At 70.2% G+C, this 15,892-nt stretch carries 16 protein-coding genes; 10 read left to right on the top strand and 6 right to left on the bottom strand.

Going from position 1 to position 15,892, the window contains the following annotated elements:
- Positions 1–6 precede the first annotated feature (6 nt).
- Positions 7–999: a DMT family transporter gene (locus ACXJ3V_RS02980; RefSeq protein ID WP_457098759.1), complete on the top strand. Its 993-nt coding sequence runs from the start codon at positions 7–9 to the stop codon at positions 997–999.
- Here the strand turns inward: ACXJ3V_RS02980 and ACXJ3V_RS02975 are convergent.
- Positions 971–1,444 (bottom strand): Lrp/AsnC family transcriptional regulator, encoded by a 474-nt coding sequence (locus tag ACXJ3V_RS02975; protein ID WP_457098758.1) that lies wholly within the window; start codon positions 1,442–1,444, stop codon positions 971–973. The genes ACXJ3V_RS02980 and ACXJ3V_RS02975 overlap by 29 nt on opposite strands.
- A 177-nt stretch (positions 1,445–1,621) precedes the next feature.
- Here ACXJ3V_RS02975 and pdhA point away from each other — a divergent pair, with 177 nt between their 5' ends.
- Genes pdhA through ACXJ3V_RS02960 form a run of 3 tightly spaced genes read left to right on the top strand, consistent with a single transcriptional unit; the run spans position 1,622 to position 5,156 of the window.
- Complete coding sequence (pdhA, locus tag ACXJ3V_RS02970) at positions 1,622–2,737, top strand: pyruvate dehydrogenase (acetyl-transferring) E1 component subunit alpha (protein WP_457098757.1); 1,116 nt, start codon at positions 1,622–1,624, stop codon at positions 2,735–2,737.
- Between the two features lie 2 nt (positions 2,738–2,739).
- Entirely contained in the window at positions 2,740–3,750 is a 1,011-nt protein-coding gene (locus ACXJ3V_RS02965; protein ID WP_457098756.1) for an alpha-ketoacid dehydrogenase subunit beta, read from the top strand.
- Positions 3,747–5,156, top strand: a complete 1,410-nt coding sequence (locus ACXJ3V_RS02960) for a dihydrolipoamide acetyltransferase family protein (protein ID WP_457098755.1) — start codon at positions 3,747–3,749, stop codon at positions 5,154–5,156. Before ACXJ3V_RS02965 ends, ACXJ3V_RS02960 begins: the two co-directional genes overlap by 4 nt.
- Before the next feature lie 39 nt (positions 5,157–5,195).
- Here ACXJ3V_RS02960 and ACXJ3V_RS02955 read toward each other — a convergent pair whose 3' ends face one another.
- The gene (locus ACXJ3V_RS02955; RefSeq protein WP_457098754.1) at positions 5,196–5,792 is read right to left on the bottom strand and encodes an SACE_7040 family transcriptional regulator; all 597 of its coding nucleotides are present in this window, start codon (positions 5,790–5,792) and stop codon (positions 5,196–5,198) included.
- Positions 5,793–5,906: 114 nt separating this feature from the next.
- Here ACXJ3V_RS02955 and ACXJ3V_RS02950 point away from each other — a divergent pair, with 114 nt between their 5' ends.
- The 5 genes from ACXJ3V_RS02950 to ACXJ3V_RS02930 are packed head-to-tail and all read left to right on the top strand — an operon-like array spanning position 5,907 to position 12,118.
- On the top strand, positions 5,907–7,511 hold the full coding sequence (locus tag ACXJ3V_RS02950; protein ID WP_457098753.1) for a carboxyl transferase domain-containing protein: 1,605 nt from the start codon (positions 5,907–5,909) through the stop codon (positions 7,509–7,511).
- Between the two features lie 5 nt (positions 7,512–7,516).
- On the top strand, positions 7,517–9,577 hold the full coding sequence (locus ACXJ3V_RS02945) for an ATP-binding protein (RefSeq protein ID WP_457098752.1): 2,061 nt from the start codon (positions 7,517–7,519) through the stop codon (positions 9,575–9,577).
- A gap of 18 nt (positions 9,578–9,595) precedes the next feature.
- Positions 9,596–10,750, top strand: coding sequence for an acyl-CoA dehydrogenase family protein (locus ACXJ3V_RS02940; RefSeq protein WP_457098751.1), 1,155 nt, complete (start codon positions 9,596–9,598; stop codon positions 10,748–10,750).
- A 10-nt stretch (positions 10,751–10,760) separates the two neighbouring features.
- Positions 10,761–11,309 carry a MaoC family dehydratase gene (locus ACXJ3V_RS02935; RefSeq protein WP_457098750.1) on the top strand — a complete coding sequence of 183 codons (549 nt, stop codon included), beginning with the start codon at positions 10,761–10,763 and terminating at the stop codon, positions 11,307–11,309.
- Positions 11,306–12,118: an HpcH/HpaI aldolase/citrate lyase family protein gene (locus ACXJ3V_RS02930; RefSeq protein WP_457098749.1), complete on the top strand. Its 813-nt coding sequence runs from the start codon at positions 11,306–11,308 to the stop codon at positions 12,116–12,118. Before ACXJ3V_RS02935 ends, ACXJ3V_RS02930 begins: the two co-directional genes overlap by 4 nt.
- Positions 12,119–12,130: 12 nt before the next feature.
- On the opposite strand, the gene ACXJ3V_RS02925 is transcribed toward ACXJ3V_RS02930, so the two are convergent.
- From ACXJ3V_RS02925 to ACXJ3V_RS02915, 3 genes are read right to left on the bottom strand one after another with little or no spacing between them, the layout of a single operon-like run.
- The gene (locus tag ACXJ3V_RS02925) at positions 12,131–12,505 is read right to left on the bottom strand and encodes an iron chaperone (protein WP_457098748.1); all 375 of its coding nucleotides are present in this window, start codon (positions 12,503–12,505) and stop codon (positions 12,131–12,133) included.
- Positions 12,506–12,512: 7 nt separating this feature from the next.
- Positions 12,513–13,118, bottom strand: a complete 606-nt coding sequence (locus ACXJ3V_RS02920; protein WP_457098747.1) for a histidine phosphatase family protein — start codon at positions 13,116–13,118, stop codon at positions 12,513–12,515.
- A gap of 58 nt (positions 13,119–13,176) precedes the next feature.
- A complete protein-coding gene (locus ACXJ3V_RS02915) occupies positions 13,177–14,040 on the bottom strand; it encodes a Sir2 family NAD-dependent protein deacetylase (protein ID WP_457098746.1) in 864 nt (287 codons plus the stop codon).
- A 74-nt stretch (positions 14,041–14,114) separates the two neighbouring features.
- Here ACXJ3V_RS02915 and ACXJ3V_RS02910 point away from each other — a divergent pair, with 74 nt between their 5' ends.
- A complete protein-coding gene (locus ACXJ3V_RS02910) occupies positions 14,115–14,924 on the top strand; it encodes a TrmH family RNA methyltransferase (RefSeq protein ID WP_457098745.1) in 810 nt (269 codons plus the stop codon).
- 3 nt (positions 14,925–14,927) lie between these two features.
- Here the strand turns inward: ACXJ3V_RS02910 and ACXJ3V_RS02905 are convergent, their stop codons facing one another.
- Positions 14,928–15,788 carry an SGNH/GDSL hydrolase family protein gene (locus ACXJ3V_RS02905; protein ID WP_457098744.1) on the bottom strand — a complete coding sequence of 287 codons (861 nt, stop codon included), beginning with the start codon at positions 15,786–15,788 and terminating at the stop codon, positions 14,928–14,930.
- Positions 15,789–15,892 lie beyond the last annotated feature (104 nt).

Genomic DNA, 15,892 nt, shown 5'->3' with positions numbered 1-15,892 from the left:
CCCGCCATGAGCACATCGACCGCTTCGCTCACGCTGCCCCAGGTCGCGTCGGCCTCGCGGATCCGAACGGCGGGACTCGCCCTGGCGGTGGCGTCCGCCCTGGCGTTCTCCTCGAGCGGTCCGGTCGTCAAGCCGCTCCTGGACGAAGGTTGGTCGCTCGGCGCCGCGCTGCTGATCCGCATGGGCATCTCCGGCCTGCTGCTGTCGCCCGCGCTGATCGTCGCGATCGTGCGGGAACGCTCGTTCCTCCGCCGCCACGGGATGCTCATCCTCGGGTTCGGCCTGACGGCGGTCGCCGGGTGCCAGCTGCTCTTCTTCTCCGCGATGCAGCGGATGCCCGTGGCCATCGCCCTGCTCATCCAGTACCTCGCACCCGTTCTGCTCGTGGGCCTCGCCTGGGTGCGCACACGACGCGCCCCCTCGCGACTGGTCCTGATCGGATCCGCGGTCGCCGTCATCGGCCTCGTGCTCGTCGTCGACATCGCGGGCGCGCACTTCGACCTCATCGGAACCCTGCTCGCGCTCGGAGCCGCGGTCTGCGTCGGCGCCTACTTCCTGATCTCCGAGCGCGCCGGCGATGACCTGCCGCCACTCGCGCTTGCGTCCGGCGGCCTGCTCACCGGCGCGGTGCTCATGGCGGTCCTCTGCGCGATCGGCGTCCTGCCGTTCGAGGCACCGGCGGTGGATGTCGTCCTGGGCGGAATGGTCATGCCATCGATCGTGCCGATGCTGTGGGTCGCCGGCGTCGCGACGACGATCGGCTATGCCTTCGGCGTCATGGCCGTGCCTCGGATCGGGTCGCGGGTGGCGTCGTTCGTCGGCCTCTCGGAAGTGCTGTTCGCCCTCGGGTTCGCCTGGCTGCTGCTCGGCGAGGTGCCCGCACCGATCCAGTTCGTCGGCGGCGCGCTCATCCTGGTCGGCGTCGTGCTCGTGCGAGCCGATGCCGGCACCGAGGGAACGGCCGAGAGGCCTACTCCTCCTGCTGTGCCAATTCCATGAGCGGCGTCACGCGATAGCCGATCACTTCGCCCATCACGAGTGAGGTCTCGGTACGCTCGATCCCGTCGATCGCGAGGATGCGGGCATCCGTGTCGAAGAGATGCTGTGTGTCGCGGCAGGCGACGCGAATGAGCAGATCGACCTGCCCGCTCAGTCCGTGCACCTGGACGATCTCCGGAACGTTCGCGAGCTCGGCGGTGATGCGCGGAAGATCTGCCTGGCGCACGATGGCGCTGATGAACGCCTCGATCGGAAAGCCCAGCGCCGACGAGGAGATCGCCCGCTCGTAGGAGAGGAAGACACCGGCCCGCTCGAGGCGCGCCATGCGCGCCTGCACCGTGTTGCGGGACAGTCCGAGACGTTCTGCGAGCGCGACGACCGTGGCACGCGGGTCTGCCGAGAGGGCCGCGAGCAGTTCCAAGTCGAATCGGTCGAGAGTGCTCATAGTGCGAAACTTTAGCACGCCATTACCCGCTGATGCTGGTCAACATGCTCAAGCGGATCACCAATGGTTGAGCGAGGTGCTTCAGCGACGTATTCTTCAGCTGTCGGCGACGTTGCCGGCGCCTGGAACGGCGGGCCGCCTCACGAGGGCTGACCGCCGCGACGAAGGGAAACGACGATGTACACCCTCACACCGAGAACCGAAGTGGCAGGCGACCTCGAGCACGTGGCCCGACTGGTCACCGAGGACGGCGAGCGCATCTCCGATCCCGACCTCGACCGATTCGTGGCCGACGTCGACGCCGAGGTGCTCCGCAGCCTATACCGCGACATGACGCTGGTCCGCCGCATCGACACCGAGGGCGTCGCCCTGCAGCGGCAGGGCCAGCTCGGACTCTGGGCGCCCTGCCAGGGTCAGGAGGGCGTGCAGGTCGGCACCGCTCGCGCGCTCCGCCGGGACGACTTCGTCTTCCCCAGCTACCGCGAGATCGGCGTCAACTTCGTCCGAGGCGCAAAGCCCGCCGACTTCGTGCTGGCCTGGCGGGGGGAGGAGCACTCCACCTACAACCCCTACGACATCAACACCGCGACGCCCCAGATCATCATCGGCGCGCAGTCGCTGCACGCGGTGGGCTATGCCATGGGCATCCAGCGCGATGGCACCGACCAGGTGGCCGTCGCGTACTTCGGCGATGGCGCCACCAGCCAGGGCGATGTGAACGAGGCGATGGTGTTCGCCTCCTCGTTCCGCGCACCGGCGGTGTTCGTGTGCACCAACAACCAGTGGGCGATCTCCGAGCCCGTGACCGTTCAGGCGAAGTTCCCGATCGCCGGCCGAGCGCCGGGCTTCGGCATCCCGAGCCTGCGCATCGACGGCAACGACGCCCTCGCGAGCCTCGCGGCGATGCGCTGGGCGCTCGACCACGCTCGGCACGGCCGTGGTCCCGCCTTCATCGAGGCCGTGACCTACCGGATGGGCCCGCACACGACCTCCGACGACCCGACCCGCTACCGCGACAAGGACGAGGTGGAGCGGTGGCGTCGGCGCGATCCGATCCTGCGTGTCGAAGCGCTCCTCCGCGCGCAGGGCGAGTTCCCCGACGACTTCCGCGCGGATGTCGATGCCGAGGCGGATCGCCTGGCCGCAGCGGTGCGGGGAGCAGCCCTCGGTGCGCGCTCCCGCGAGCCGATCGGCGTGCTCGACCATGTCTACGCCGAGCCGCACAGCGGCCTCGACGAGCAGCGCACGGCGTTCGCGGCGTACCTGGCCGGCTTCCAGTCCGTGGAGGCCTGATCATGGTTCAGCTCACCATGGCGAAAGCCGTCAACGAGGGCCTGCGACGCGCGATGGCCGACGACCCCAAGGTGCTCGTCATGGGCGAGGACATCGGCAAGCTCGGCGGCGTCTTCCGTGTCACCGATGGGCTCCTCGATGAGTTCGGCGCCGCCCGCGTCATCGACACCCCGCTCGCGGAGTCCGGGATCATGGGCGCGGCAGTCGGCCTCGCGTTCCGCGGCTTCCGCCCGGTGGTCGAGATCCAGTTCGACGGCTTCGTCTATCCTGCGTTCGACCAGATCGTCTGCCAGGTCGCGAAGATGCACTACCGCACGCGCGGCAACGTCAAGATGCCGATCACCATCCGGATTCCCTGGGCCGGCGGAGTCGGTGCGGCCGAGCACCACTCCGAGTCGCCGGAGGCGTACTTCGTGCACACCTCCGGGCTGCGCGTGGTGGCGGTGTCTAATCCTCAGGACGCGTACCTGATGCTCCGCCAGGCGATCGCCTCGGACGACCCCGTCGTCTACTTCGAGCCGAAGCGGCTGTACCACACCAAGGGCGACGTCGAACTCGACATCCATCTCGCCGATGCGCCCCCGATGGGCCTCGCGCGCATCGCCCGCGAGGGTTCGGACGTGACGCTGCTCACCTACGGCGCTCAGGTCGCGACGGCACTCGACGCCGCGACCGCGGCCGAAGACGACGGGATCTCGATCGAGGTCATCGACCTGCGCTCGATCTCGCCGGTGGACTACCGCACCGTCACCGCCTCCGTGCGCAAGACCGGGCGCGTCGTCGTCACGCACGAAGCCGCGCGGGAAGCGGGCGTGGGGGCAGAGCTCATCGCGAGCGTCACCGAGAAGTGCTTCAACTACCTGGAGTCGGCCCCGGTGCGAGTGACCGGACACGACATCCCCTACCCGCCGGCGAAGCTCGAGAAGTACCATCTGCCCGACCTCGACCGGATCCTCGACGCGGTCGACCGCGTCCTCGACCGGCCGAACAGCCTGGCGGGGGTGGACCTGTGATCGAGGAATTCCGACTGCCCGACCTCGGTGAAGGACTCCCCGAGGCGGAGCTCGTCCAGTGGCTCGTGGCCGAGGGCGACACCGTCACCTTGAACCAGACCATCGCCGAGGTCGAGACCGCCAAGGCGATCGTCGAGCTGCCTTCGCCGTTCGCGGGCACGGTGTCGGCGCTGCACGCCCAGGCGGGCGACGTCGTCGAGGTCGGAGCGGTGCTCATCGCCTTCGAGGTGGCCGGAGCGGATGCCGCGTCCGCCCCGCCGCCGGACGTCGCCGTCGCGGCGGCGAGTGCGCCCGCAGACCACGCCGATGCCCCGGCCGAGAAGGCGACCCCGAACCTCGTCGGCTATGGCGCCGCACCTCGTGCCGCCGGACGTCCGCAGCGACGGGCCCGCACGTTCGCGGCATCCGTCCCTGCCGGCTCCGCCGACACCGCGGTGCTCGAGGCCGCTCCGCACGACGTGCTGCACGCGCCGGAGATCGTGGATGCCCCGACCGAGCGGCGTCGGTCCACGCCGCCGGTGCGCAAGCTCGCCAAAGACCTCGGGGTCGACCTCGCGCTGATCGAGCCGTCCAGCGAGACCGGACTGATCACGCGGGCGGATGTCGAGGCCTACGCCGAGCGCGTCGGCACGGCGGGCGTCGCCAGTGGCGAAGAGCCACACGAGGCGATTCCCGCGTCGCCGGCGGCGCTCGCCGCCGATCGGCCGCGAGAGCGCCGCATCCCGATCCGCGGCGTGCGCAAGTTCACCGCCGAGGCGATGGTGCGCTCCGCGTTCACCGCCCCGCACGTCACGACGTTCCTCACGGTCGACGTGACAGCGACCATGGAACTGGTCGCCTCATTCAAGGCCGATCGCAGCCTGCAGGATCAGCGCATCGGCGTCATGGCCATCGCCGCGAAGGCGACCTGCCTCGCGCTCCAGCGCACGCCCGGACTCAATTCGCGGTGGGATGCCGAAGCCGGCGAGATCGTCGAACCGACGTACGTCAACCTCGGCATCGCGGCGGCGACCGACCGCGGTCTCATCGTTCCGGTGATCCGCGATGCCGATCAGCTCAACCTCGTCGAACTTGCTGGCGCCATCGGCCGTCTCGCCGAGCTGGCCCGGTCAGGCAAGACGCCTCCGGTGGACATGATGGGCGGCACGTTCTCGATTTCCAACGTCGGCGTCTTCGGCGTCGACGCGGGCACCCCGATCATCAATCCGGGGGAGGCGGGCATCCTCGCCCTCGGCGCGGTGCGTCGTCAGCCGTGGGAGCACCGCGGCGAGATCGCGCTGCGCGACGTCATGACACTGAGCCTGTCGTTCGATCATCGCCTGGTCGACGGTGCGCAGGGCGCGCGATTCCTGACCGATCTCGGGGGAGTCCTGCGCGAACCCGGACGGGCGATGCTGCTGGGCTGAGGGCAGGTGCTGGGGATCTCGGCGCTCGAGATCTGGAACTCAGATCTCGAGCGCCGAGAGGGCCATCGTCTCCAGGATGCCGCGCACGGTGCTGTCTGCGGGCGTATCGCGCCCGCCGCGCACGCTGTGCGGCGTCGAGTTGATGAGGCCGAAGCACGCGTGCGCGCGCACGCGGAGGTCGCTGACCGCCCGGGTCGGGTGCAGCCGCGCGAGGACGCCCATCCACAGCTCGACGTACGCCCGTTGCAGCCGCCGCACCGTGCTGCGATCGGCGTCGCTCAGGCTTGCGAGATCACGGTCCTGCACGCGGATGACGTCGGCATCGCTCAGGGCGAAGTCGACGTGGAAGCGCACCAGGGCGTTCAGCTGAGTCGCGGCCGCGGCATCCGTTCCGACGACCTCCTGGCCGCCGGCGAGGAGGCGTTCGCTGACGCCGACCAGGATCGCCCCGAGGAGCGCCTGCTTGTTCGCGAAGTGGCGATAGACGGCCGGACCGCTCACGCCGACGGCGGCGCCGAGGTCTTCGAGGCTCACGCCGCTGAAGCCGCGCTCGGCGAACAGTCGCGAAGCCTCGTGCAGCAGCGCCGCATGGCGGTCGGCTTTCGCGCGATCACGCTCGGTGAGACCACTTGTCATTTCAGTTAATCCTCGCTAACCTGGTGACCCAGTTAGTGAACACTAACCAGTCCGTGTGGGATCGATCAACCGATGTGATCCGATCGTGACGTCGATGTCGACGTCGGAGGTGTGATGAGCGCTCTGCCCAGCGTCGCGACCCGCGACGAGGCGTTCGAACGGAACGATCAGGGCCAGCGTGCGCTGGCCGGGGCGCTGCGCGACAAGCGCGCCCGGACGGCAGAAGGCGGGCCCGTCGGCTCACGCGAGCGACATGTCTCACGGGGCAAGCTGCTGCCCAGGGATCGTGTCGCGCGCCTGCTCGATGAGGGCAGTCCGTTCCTCGAACTGGCGCCCCTCGCCGCCGACGGACTCTACGACGGCGAGGCGCCCGCCGCGGGTCTCATCACCGGGATCGGGCTGGTCCACGGTCGACACGTCATGGTGGTCTGCAACGATGCGACGGTCAAGGGCGGCACCTACTACCCGCTGACGGTGAAGAAGCACCTCCGCGCCCAGGAAGTGGCGCTCGAGAACCGGCTGCCGTGCGTGTACCTGGTCGACTCCGGCGGCGCATTCCTTCCCATGCAGGACGAGGTGTTCCCCGATCGCGACCACTTCGGCCGGATCTTCTACAACCAGGCCCGGCTGTCGGCGGTGGGCATCCCGCAGATCGCCGCTGTGCTCGGATCGTGCACCGCCGGCGGGGCATACGTGCCCGCGATGAGCGATGAGACGGTCATCGTCCGCAATCAGGGCACGATCTTCCTCGGCGGACCACCCCTGGTCAAAGCCGCGATCGGCGAGATCGTCACGGCCGAGGAGCTCGGCGGGGGAGAGCTGCACGCGCGCCGCTCGGGCGTCGTGGACCACCTCGCCGACGATGACGAACAGGCACTCGAGATCGTCCGCGACATCGTCGCGACCTTCCCGCCTCCGGCGGAGCCCTTCGTCCGCGTGCGCGAGGCGGTCGACCCGGTCGCCGACCCGGCAGACCTGTACGGCGTGGTGCCGGTGGACGTCAACCAGCCCTACGACGTGCGAGAGGTGATCGCGCGCCTCGTCGACGGGAGCGAGTTCCACGAGTTCAAGCGCGAGTACGGCACGACCCTCGTCACGGGCTTCGCGCACATCCATGGCCATCCGGTCGGGATCGTCGCGAACAACGGCGTGCTGTTCGGCGAGTCGGCGCTCAAGGGCGCGCACTTCATCGAACTGTGCGACCAGCGTGAGACGCCGATCATGTTCCTGCAGAACATTTCGGGCTTCATGGTCGGAACGGATGCCGAGGCCGGGGGCATCGCGAAGGACGGGGCCAAGATGGTCACGGCGGTCGCGACCACGCGGGTTCCGAAGCTCACCGTGGTCATCGGCGGATCGTTCGGCGCGGGCAACTACTCGATGTGCGGCCGCGCGTATTCGCCGCGGTTCCTGTGGACCTGGCCCGCCAGCCGCATCTCGGTCATGGGCGGACAGCAGGCGGCGTCCGTACTGTCGACCGTGAAGCGCGACCAGCTCGACGCCCGCGGCGACGCGTGGACCTCGGAGGAGCAGTCGGCCTTCGAGGCGCCGATCCGCGCCCGCTACGAAGAGCAGGGCAGCCCCTACTACGCCACGGCCCGCCTGTGGGACGACGGTGTGATCGACCCCGCCGAGACCCGCGACACTCTGGGCCTCGCCCTCGACGTCGTCTCCCGCGGATCCCTCCCCGAGCCGCGCTTCGGCGTCTTCCGGATGTGAGCGCCATGCCATTGGCCCCTGTGGTTCGACAAGCTCACCAACCGGTGGGCTCGCTCTTCGACACTGTGCTCGTCGCGAATCGCGGCGAGATCGCCCGCCGGGTCATCCGCACCCTGCGGCGGCTCGGCATCCGCTCCGTCGCCGTCTACAGCGACGCCGACGCCGACGCGCCACACGTGCGCGAGGCCGACGTCGCGGTCCGTATCGGACCAGCGCCGGCCGCACGCTCGTACCTCGACGGCGACGCCGTGATCGACGCCGCACTCCGGGCGGGCGCGCAGGCGATCCACCCGGGCTACGGCTTCCTCTCTGAGAACGCGGAGTTCGCACGCGCGTGCGCCGACGCCGGGATCGTCTTCATCGGTCCGGGCGAGCGCGCGCTCGACGTCATGGGCGACAAGATCCGCTCGAAAGATCATGTCGCGGCGTACGGCGTGCCGGTCGTGCCCGGTTTCAGCGCTGTCCGATCAGACGGCACCGCGATGACGGATGCCGAGATCGCCGCCGCCGCGGCCGTCACCGGATACCCGCTCCTGGTGAAGCCTTCCGCGGGCGGCGGAGGCAAGGGCATGCAGATCGTGCGTGCGGCGGACGAGCTGCCGGAGGCGCTCGCGACCGCCCGACGGGTCGCCGCCGCCGCCTTCGGCGATGACACCCTGCTCCTGGAGCGGCTCATCGATCGACCGCGCCACATCGAGGTGCAGGTGCTCGCCGACGCGCACGGCACGGTGATCCACCTCGGCGAGCGCGAGTGCACCCTGCAGCGGCGCCACCAGAAGGTCATCGAAGAGGCACCATCACCGATCATCGACCCCGCGACCAGAGAACGACTGGGCGCCGCCGCGTGCGCGGCCGCCGCGAGTGTCGACTACGTCGGGGCCGGGACCGTCGAGTTTCTGGTCGCCGCAGACCGCCCCGACGAGTTCTTCTTCATCGAGATGAACACCCGGCTGCAGGTGGAGCACCCCGTCACCGAATTCGTCACCGGCATCGACCTCGTCGAGCAGCAGCTGCGGGCAGCAGCCGGACTGCCGCTGGAGATCGCTCAGGGGGACGTGCGGCTCGACGGGCACGCCATCGAGGCGAGGGTCTACGCCGAGAGCCCGGCGCGCGGGTTCCTCCCGTCGACCGGCGACATCCTGCTGTTCCGGGCCGCACCGGACGCACGAACGGACTCCGCGGTTGAGACCGGCTCGGCCGTGACGGGCGACTACGACCCGATGATCGCGAAGGTCATCGCCCACGGCGCCGACCGCGCTGAGGCGCTGACGCGCCTGGATGCCGCGCTCGGCGACACCGTCGTGCTCGGCGTCGACACCAACATCGCGTTCCTCCGGGCTCTCCTGGCCGACCCGGCGGTCCGCGCGGGCGATCTCGACACCGGGATCATCGACCGGCTCCCGCCCTTCGCTGCTCCCGCTCCGACCCCCGCCGCCCTGGAGGCTGCCGCGCTGCTCGCGCCGCGGCATCCGGTCTCCCGTCACCGCGATGCTTCGCCGCTCTGGCTCGCGCGCACCGGCTGGCGGCTGGGCGGATCGCCCGACCGGGCGCAGGCGCTGTTCGCCGACGACGCGGGCCACCTCCACACCGTCGAAGCCCCGCCTGAAGGTGTCACTTCTGGCCGCATCGAAGCCCAGGAACGAGCAGCATCCGCCACCTCCACCGTGACCGACGCCGAGGGCGCGATCTGGGTGCACGCCGACGGCGACACGCACCGGCTGGTCCCGCTGAGCCGCCGCGCGGCCATGGAGCGCCGGCTCGCCGCCCTCGGCCGCGACGAAGCGGCCGCCGCTCCCGAGCTGCGGTCGCCGATGCCCGGCGCGGTCGTCGCCGTGCATGTCGCACCGGGGGCGCGCGTCGCCGCGGGCGACCGCATCGTGACGATCGAGGCCATGAAGATGGAGCACCCCGTCATCGCCCCCCACGGCGGGATCGTCCGCGTCGACGTCGCAGTGGGCGCTCAAGTGCGCCGCGATCAGATCCTCGCCCACGTCGTCGCCGACACGACCCCTGTCGGCACTGGCCACGACGACCCGCCGACCCCGGCCGGCGCCTTACCCTCCTGACCCCCTGAGGAGCACTCCATGGATCAGTACACCCTCACCGACGACGAGCGCGAGCTCGCAGCCCTGGTGCGCGAGTTCGCCGACGAAGTCGTCGCGCCCCGGTCGTACGAGGCCGATCGCACCAAGACCCTGCCGCTCGACGTCGTCGCGCAGATGGGGGAGCTGGGGCTGTTCGGCCTGCCGTTCCCCGAGGAGTTCGGCGGACAGGGCGGCGACTACTTCGCGCTGTGCCTGGCCATCGAGGCGCTCGGCCGGGTCGACCAGTCGCTCGCCATCACCCTCGAGGCGGGCGTCAGCCTCGGCGCCATGCCGGTGTTCCGCTTCGGCACCGACGAGCAGAAGCAGCGGCTGCTCCCAGACCTGCTCGCCGGCACGGCTCTCGCCGGATTCGGTCTGACCGAGCCGGAGGCGGGATCGGATGCCGGAGCCACCCGCACGACCGCGCGCCTGGACGGCGGCGAATGGGTGATCAACGGTTCGAAGCAGTTCATCACCAACTCCGGCACCGCCATCACGCGGTTCGTCACGGTCACCGCCGTGACCGGCGAAACGGATGGCCGCAAGGAGATCTCGACGATCATCGTCCCCAACGGCACGCCCGGCTTCACCGTGGAGGCGCCGTATGACAAGGTCGGCTGGCACGCCTCCGATACGCACCCGCTGACCTTCCAGGACGCGCGGGTGCCGGAGGCGAACCTCCTCGGCGAGCGCGGACGGGGTTTCGCGAGCTTTCTGCACATCCTCGACGAAGGCCGCATCGCCATCGCCGCGCTGTCCACGGGGGCCGCAGAGGGATGCCTCGAAGCGGCCGTCGACTACGCCAAGAAGCGGATCGTCTTCGGCGAGCAGCTCTCGACGCGGCAGAGCATCCAGTTCACGATCGCGCGGATGCAGGTGCGGGTGCACAACGCCCGCCTCGCATGGCACCACGCGGCGCGGCTGCGCGACGCAGGCAAGCCGTTCAAGACCGAGGCGGCCATCGCGAAGCTGACCGCGAGCGACGCCGCGATGGACAACGCCCGCGACGCCACGCAGGTGTTCGGCGGGAACGGCTTCATGAACGAGTACCCGGTCGCCCGGCACTACCGCGACTCGAAGATCCTCGAGATCGGCGAGGGCACTTCCGAGGTGCAGCTGCTCGTGATCTCGCGGGCGCTCGGACTGCACGGGTAGCGTGACGGCCATGGGCGATGACATGCCGGCGGTGGAGATCGTGCAGCGCGGGCTGTACTTCGAGGAGTTCGAGGTCGGTGCCCGCTACGTGCACCGACCGGGGCGCACCGCGACCGAGGCTGACAACGTGCTGTTCTCGTCGCTCACGATGAACGCGCAGGCACTCCATCTCGACGCGGCCTTCTCTGCGACCCAGCCCTTCGGCCAGCGCCTGATGAACTCGATGTGGACGCTGGCGACCATGGTCGGGGCATCCGTCTCCCAATTGACGCAGGGAACCCTCGTCGCGCAGGTGGGGCTCACCGACATCGCCTTTCCGCATCCGCTGTTCCACGGCGACACGCTCTACTGCGAGACCGAGATCGTCGCGAAGCGCCTGTCCGCCTCTCGTCCGGGACAGGGGCTCGTCACGATGGCCCACACCGGCCGCAATCAAGACGGGGTGGTGGTGGCGACGGCATCCCGCATCGCCCTGATGTGGTGCGCGGACGATCTCGATACAGCGGCTGCGCCGCCACTCGATCCGGCGGCCGCAACCAACGGCGAGGCGCCGGCATGAGCACCTTCACCCTCGGTCCGGCGCTGCTGTTCTGTCCCGCCGATCGCCCGGAGCGGTACGCCAAGGCGCTGGAGCGGGCCGACGGGGTCATCCTCGATCTCGAGGACGCTGTGGCTCCCGCGGCCAAGCGCGCCGCACGTGGCGCATTGATCGAGACCGACCTCGATCCCGAGCGCGTGATCGTGCGCGTGAACCCGCTCGACGGGGATCAGATCGCCGCCGACCTCGCGACCCTCTCGCAGACCGACTTCCGGCGCATCATGGTCGCCAAGGCCGAGTCGGCCAAGCGGATCCGCCGCGTGGACTCGCGGTTCGAGGTCATCGCGCTCCTCGAGACGGCGAGAGGCGTCGCGCACGCCGAGCGCATCGCCGAACTCCGCAATGTGACCGCGCTGATGTGGGGGGCGGAGGATCTCGTCGCGGGCCTCGGCGGCACCTCGAGCCGCAAGCCGAGCGGCCGCTACCGCGATGTCGCACGCTTCGCCCGGGCGCGCGTGCTGCTGGCGGCGGGCGCCGCCGGCAAGGCTGCGATCGACACCGTGCATCTCGCCATCGACGACGTGCGGCGCCTGAAGATCGAGGCGACGGATGCCGCGGCCTCCGGCTTCACGGCGACCGCGTGCATCCACCCCAGCCAGGTCGAGGTCGTTCGCACAGCGTATCGGCCGGACGAGAAGACAGTGGCGTGGGCCCACGCCGTGCTGTCCGCCGCGGTGGGCGAGCGCGGTGTCTTCGCCTACGAGGGCGGGATGGTCGACGAGCCGGTCCTGCGGCACGCCCGTGCCGTGCTCTCCCGCGCGGAGCGCTGAGTCGAGCCCGGGTCAGTCCGCTGCGCCGTCGCGGCGCATGGCGACGATCGCCTCGGCGACCCGCCCGATCAGCTCGTACGGCACCGGCTGCGCGTGCGGGAACACGACGGAGTCCTTCTCGGCCCGATGCGGGGCGATCTCGGCCTCGAGCCCGGGCTCGAGCTGCGGCACGGGGTAGAGCCCGATGTGCTTCTTCCAACCCGCGAAGTGCAGCGCATACCGGCCGCCGAGCATGACCGCGGCGATGCCATAGCGGATGCGCTCCTCGGGCTCGGCATCCGACCCCGCGGCGACCGCGGAGACGATGATCTCCCGGATCCGCTGCAGGCGCCCTGCCACCTCGGGCGGAAAGCCCGAGATGTACTCGTCGACCGTCGTGGCAGCCATGGCGGACCTAGGCCGTTGCCTGCGCATACGACAGCAGCTGCAGCCGCTCCCGCTCGTAGCGCATCGTGAAGGCGGCGCCGTTGGCGAGTCGCTCGCCGTCCACCGGGAGCTCGCCGGCGGTGGCATGGCGGAGCAGCTCGCGGATCATCGCGCCGTGCGTGACGGCGATGACGGATGCCGCAGCCGGCGCGGTCCCGCGCCGCGCGTCGCGGACGACATCGTGCAGGGCGCGCAGTCCGCGGCGACGCAGGTGCGCCCACGGCTCCGCCCCTGGCACTTCGGCACTTCGCCAATTCCCCCACCGAGCGAGGAACTCCTCGGCGCCGACGCCCTCGGCCTCGCCGTAGGACCGCTCGCGCAGGCCCGGGTACACCTGCGAGACCCGCACGCCGAGCTCGTCCGCGATGATCTCGGCGGTCTCCCGGGCACGGGACAGGTCGCTGGAGACCACGACGATCGGGGAGTCGAAGTCGAGATGAGCGCGGAGGGCGGTTGCGGCATCCTTCGCCTGACGGCGGCCGGTGTCGTTGAGGGGAACATCCGTCGACCCCTGGATGCGCTGATTGAGGTTCCAGTCGGTCTCGCCGTGGCGGATCAATGTCAGCGCGGTCACTCTTCGAGCCTAGCGGGGGCGCCTGTGCCTCGGCCGAACGCTCGAGGCGCGAGCGTCGCTAGTGGGCGGGTCCGTGCGTGTCCGGCAGTGCGTCCGCGAAGGCACGGAGCACCTCGCTGGTACCCGAGTCGATCTTGACTGTCGCCTTTGAATCGGCGCGGGTGGCGCCGCGATTGATGATCACGACCGGGAGTCGACGCCGTCGAGCGCGCTCGACGAGACGGATGCCGGAATTGACCACGAGCGACGAGCCCGCGACCACGAGGGCGTCCGCGGCACCGACGAGCTGCTCGGCCTCGCGGAACTTCTCGGCCGGGATGAACTCGCCGAAGAAGACCACGTCGGGCTTGAGCATCCCGGCGCACACGGAGCACGCGGGGACGCGGAATCCGTCCGTGCTCTCGGGCAGCACGTCGCCGTCCGGACCGAGGGCCACACTGTCGGGGATCGCGATCCAGGGGTTGTCTGCTTCGACGCGGGTGGCGAGATCCCGCCGATCGAAGACCTGACCGCAGTGGGTGCAGAAGACCCGGCGCATGGTGCCGTGCAGCTCGACGACCCGCCGGCTGCCGGCACGCACGTGCAGGCCGTCGACGTTCTGCGTGATGACTCCGGCCGCGACGCCGCTGGTCTCGAGGTCGGCGAGGGCGCGATGGCCGGCATTGGGCTGCGCGGCCGCGAAGGCTCGCCAGCCCAGATGGCTCCCCACCCAATAACGCCGGCGGGACTGCTCGTCGGCGAGGAACTGCGCGGCGGTCATCGGCGTGCGGGTGGGTGCGCCCTTGCCGCGATAGTCCGGGATACCGGAATCCGTCGACACGCCGGCACCGGTCAGCACGGCGATGCGGCGCCCCGCAAGGGCGTCCAGCGCCTCCTCGATGGAGGCGGCGGTCGCCTGGTCGAACGCTGTCACTGTCGTCACGGCTCTGCTCCTGGGTCAGAGAGTAGCCCAGCGGCTTTTCCGGCATGTTACGAATGCCGTGTAAGAGTGGTCCCGTGCGGATCGAGCGGATTGAAGCGGCGGATGACCCGCGTCTCCGCGACTACCGTGACCTGACCGACATCGCGCTGCGCCGGATCCTCGAGCCCGCCGGCGGTCTCTACATCGCGGAGTCGGCCAAGGTCATCTCCCGTGCGCTCGGTGCCGGGCATCTGCCCCGCTCGGTGCTCGTGCAGGAGAAGTGGACAGCGGATGCCGAGGTCCTGCTCGCTGAGCACCCCGAGGTGCCCGTGTACGTCGTGTCGGCCGAGGTCGCTGAGGGACTGACCGGTTACGCCGTGCACCGGGGCGCGCTCGCTGCGATGCATCGGCCCGTTCCGGCGACCGTCGCGGAGGTGATCGCGGATGCCCGGCTCGTCGTCGTGCTCGAGGACATCATGGACCACACGAACATCGGCGCCATCTTCCGGGCGGCCGCCGGTCTCGGCGCCGACGCCGTGCTGGTGAGTCCACGCTGCGCCGACCCGCTCTACCGCCGGAGCGTGCGTGTCAGCATGGGAACCGTGTTCCAGGTGCCATGGACCCGGCTGCCGGAGTGGCGGCAGACCCGCACCATCCTGCACGAGCACGGCTTCCACCTCGCCGCCCTCGCCCTCAGCGACGACGCGGTGTCGCTCGAGGCGTTCGCGGCGGATCGGCCGGAGCGCGTCGCGCTGATGCTCGGCGCGGAGGGCGACGGCCTGAGCCGCTATGCCCTGGCCGCGGCGGACAGCGTGGTCACGATTCCGATGACCGGGGGAGTGGACTCGCTCAATGTCGCCGCCGCGAGCGCTGTGGCGCTCTGGGCGCTGGGCAGTCGCGCCTGACGGCTACGGAGCGTCCGGGACGTGGGGCTCGGCATCCGCCTCTGCGACCGCACGGTGCACCGGCAGCGGGTCAGGGCGCTTGGCGGTGATGAGGTCGCCGGAGGACTCGTGGCGCACGCGGCGCAGCACCCAGGGCACCAGGTACTCGCGCGCCCACACCAGGTCGACTGCGCGCGCCTCGCGCCACGTCCGCGTGGGAAGCGGGTCGGGCTGCATGGGCAGCAGGTCGTTGGGCACGTTGAGCGTCCGCAGCACCATACGCGCCACCTCGTGGTGGCCGAGCGGATTCATGTGCAGGCGATCGTCGTCGAAGAACCGCATGTCCTGCACCTCCTTGAGCGCCCACTGGTCGGCGACGACGCAGTCATAGCGGTCGGCGATGCCGCGGATGTTCTCGTTGTAGATCGCGACCTTGCCGCGGAGGTTGCGGAAGACCGGGGTGAAGTTCGTGTCGATGCCGGTGAACACGACGACGGTGGCGCCGCCGCTCACCAGGCGCGCGACGGCATCCTCGAACTGCTGTGCGACCGCGTCCGGGTCGCTGCCCGGCCGGATGACGTCGTTGCCTCCGGCGGAGAACGTGATGAGGTCGGGCTTCAGGGCGAGCGCGGCATCGACCTGCTCCGCGACGATCTGCCCGATCAGCCGCCCGCGCACCGCGAGATTCGCGTAGGCGAAGTCCACGACCTGCTGCGACAGGACCTCCGCGACGCGGTCGGCCCAACCCCGGTGACCACCGGGAGAGTCAGGCTCGGGGTCGCCGATGCCCTCGGTGAACGAGTCGCCGAGGGCGACCATGCGGCGCCAGGGGTGCGGCTGCGGGTTCTCGAAGTACGGGTCGGGGTGTTCGTCGTTCGTCGTCATGGGTTCTTCCTCGGTTCGCGACCGTCCTTCAGGCTATCGCGCACCGAAGGACCCGGTCCGTGTCAGCGGGCTCGTCTAGGGTGGTGACTCGTTGTGTGCGGCGG

The organism is Microbacterium sp. P5_E9 (assembly GCF_054049175.1).
Note: the sequence above shows the minus strand (reverse complement) of the source record. Positions and strands in the feature narration are given on the sequence as shown.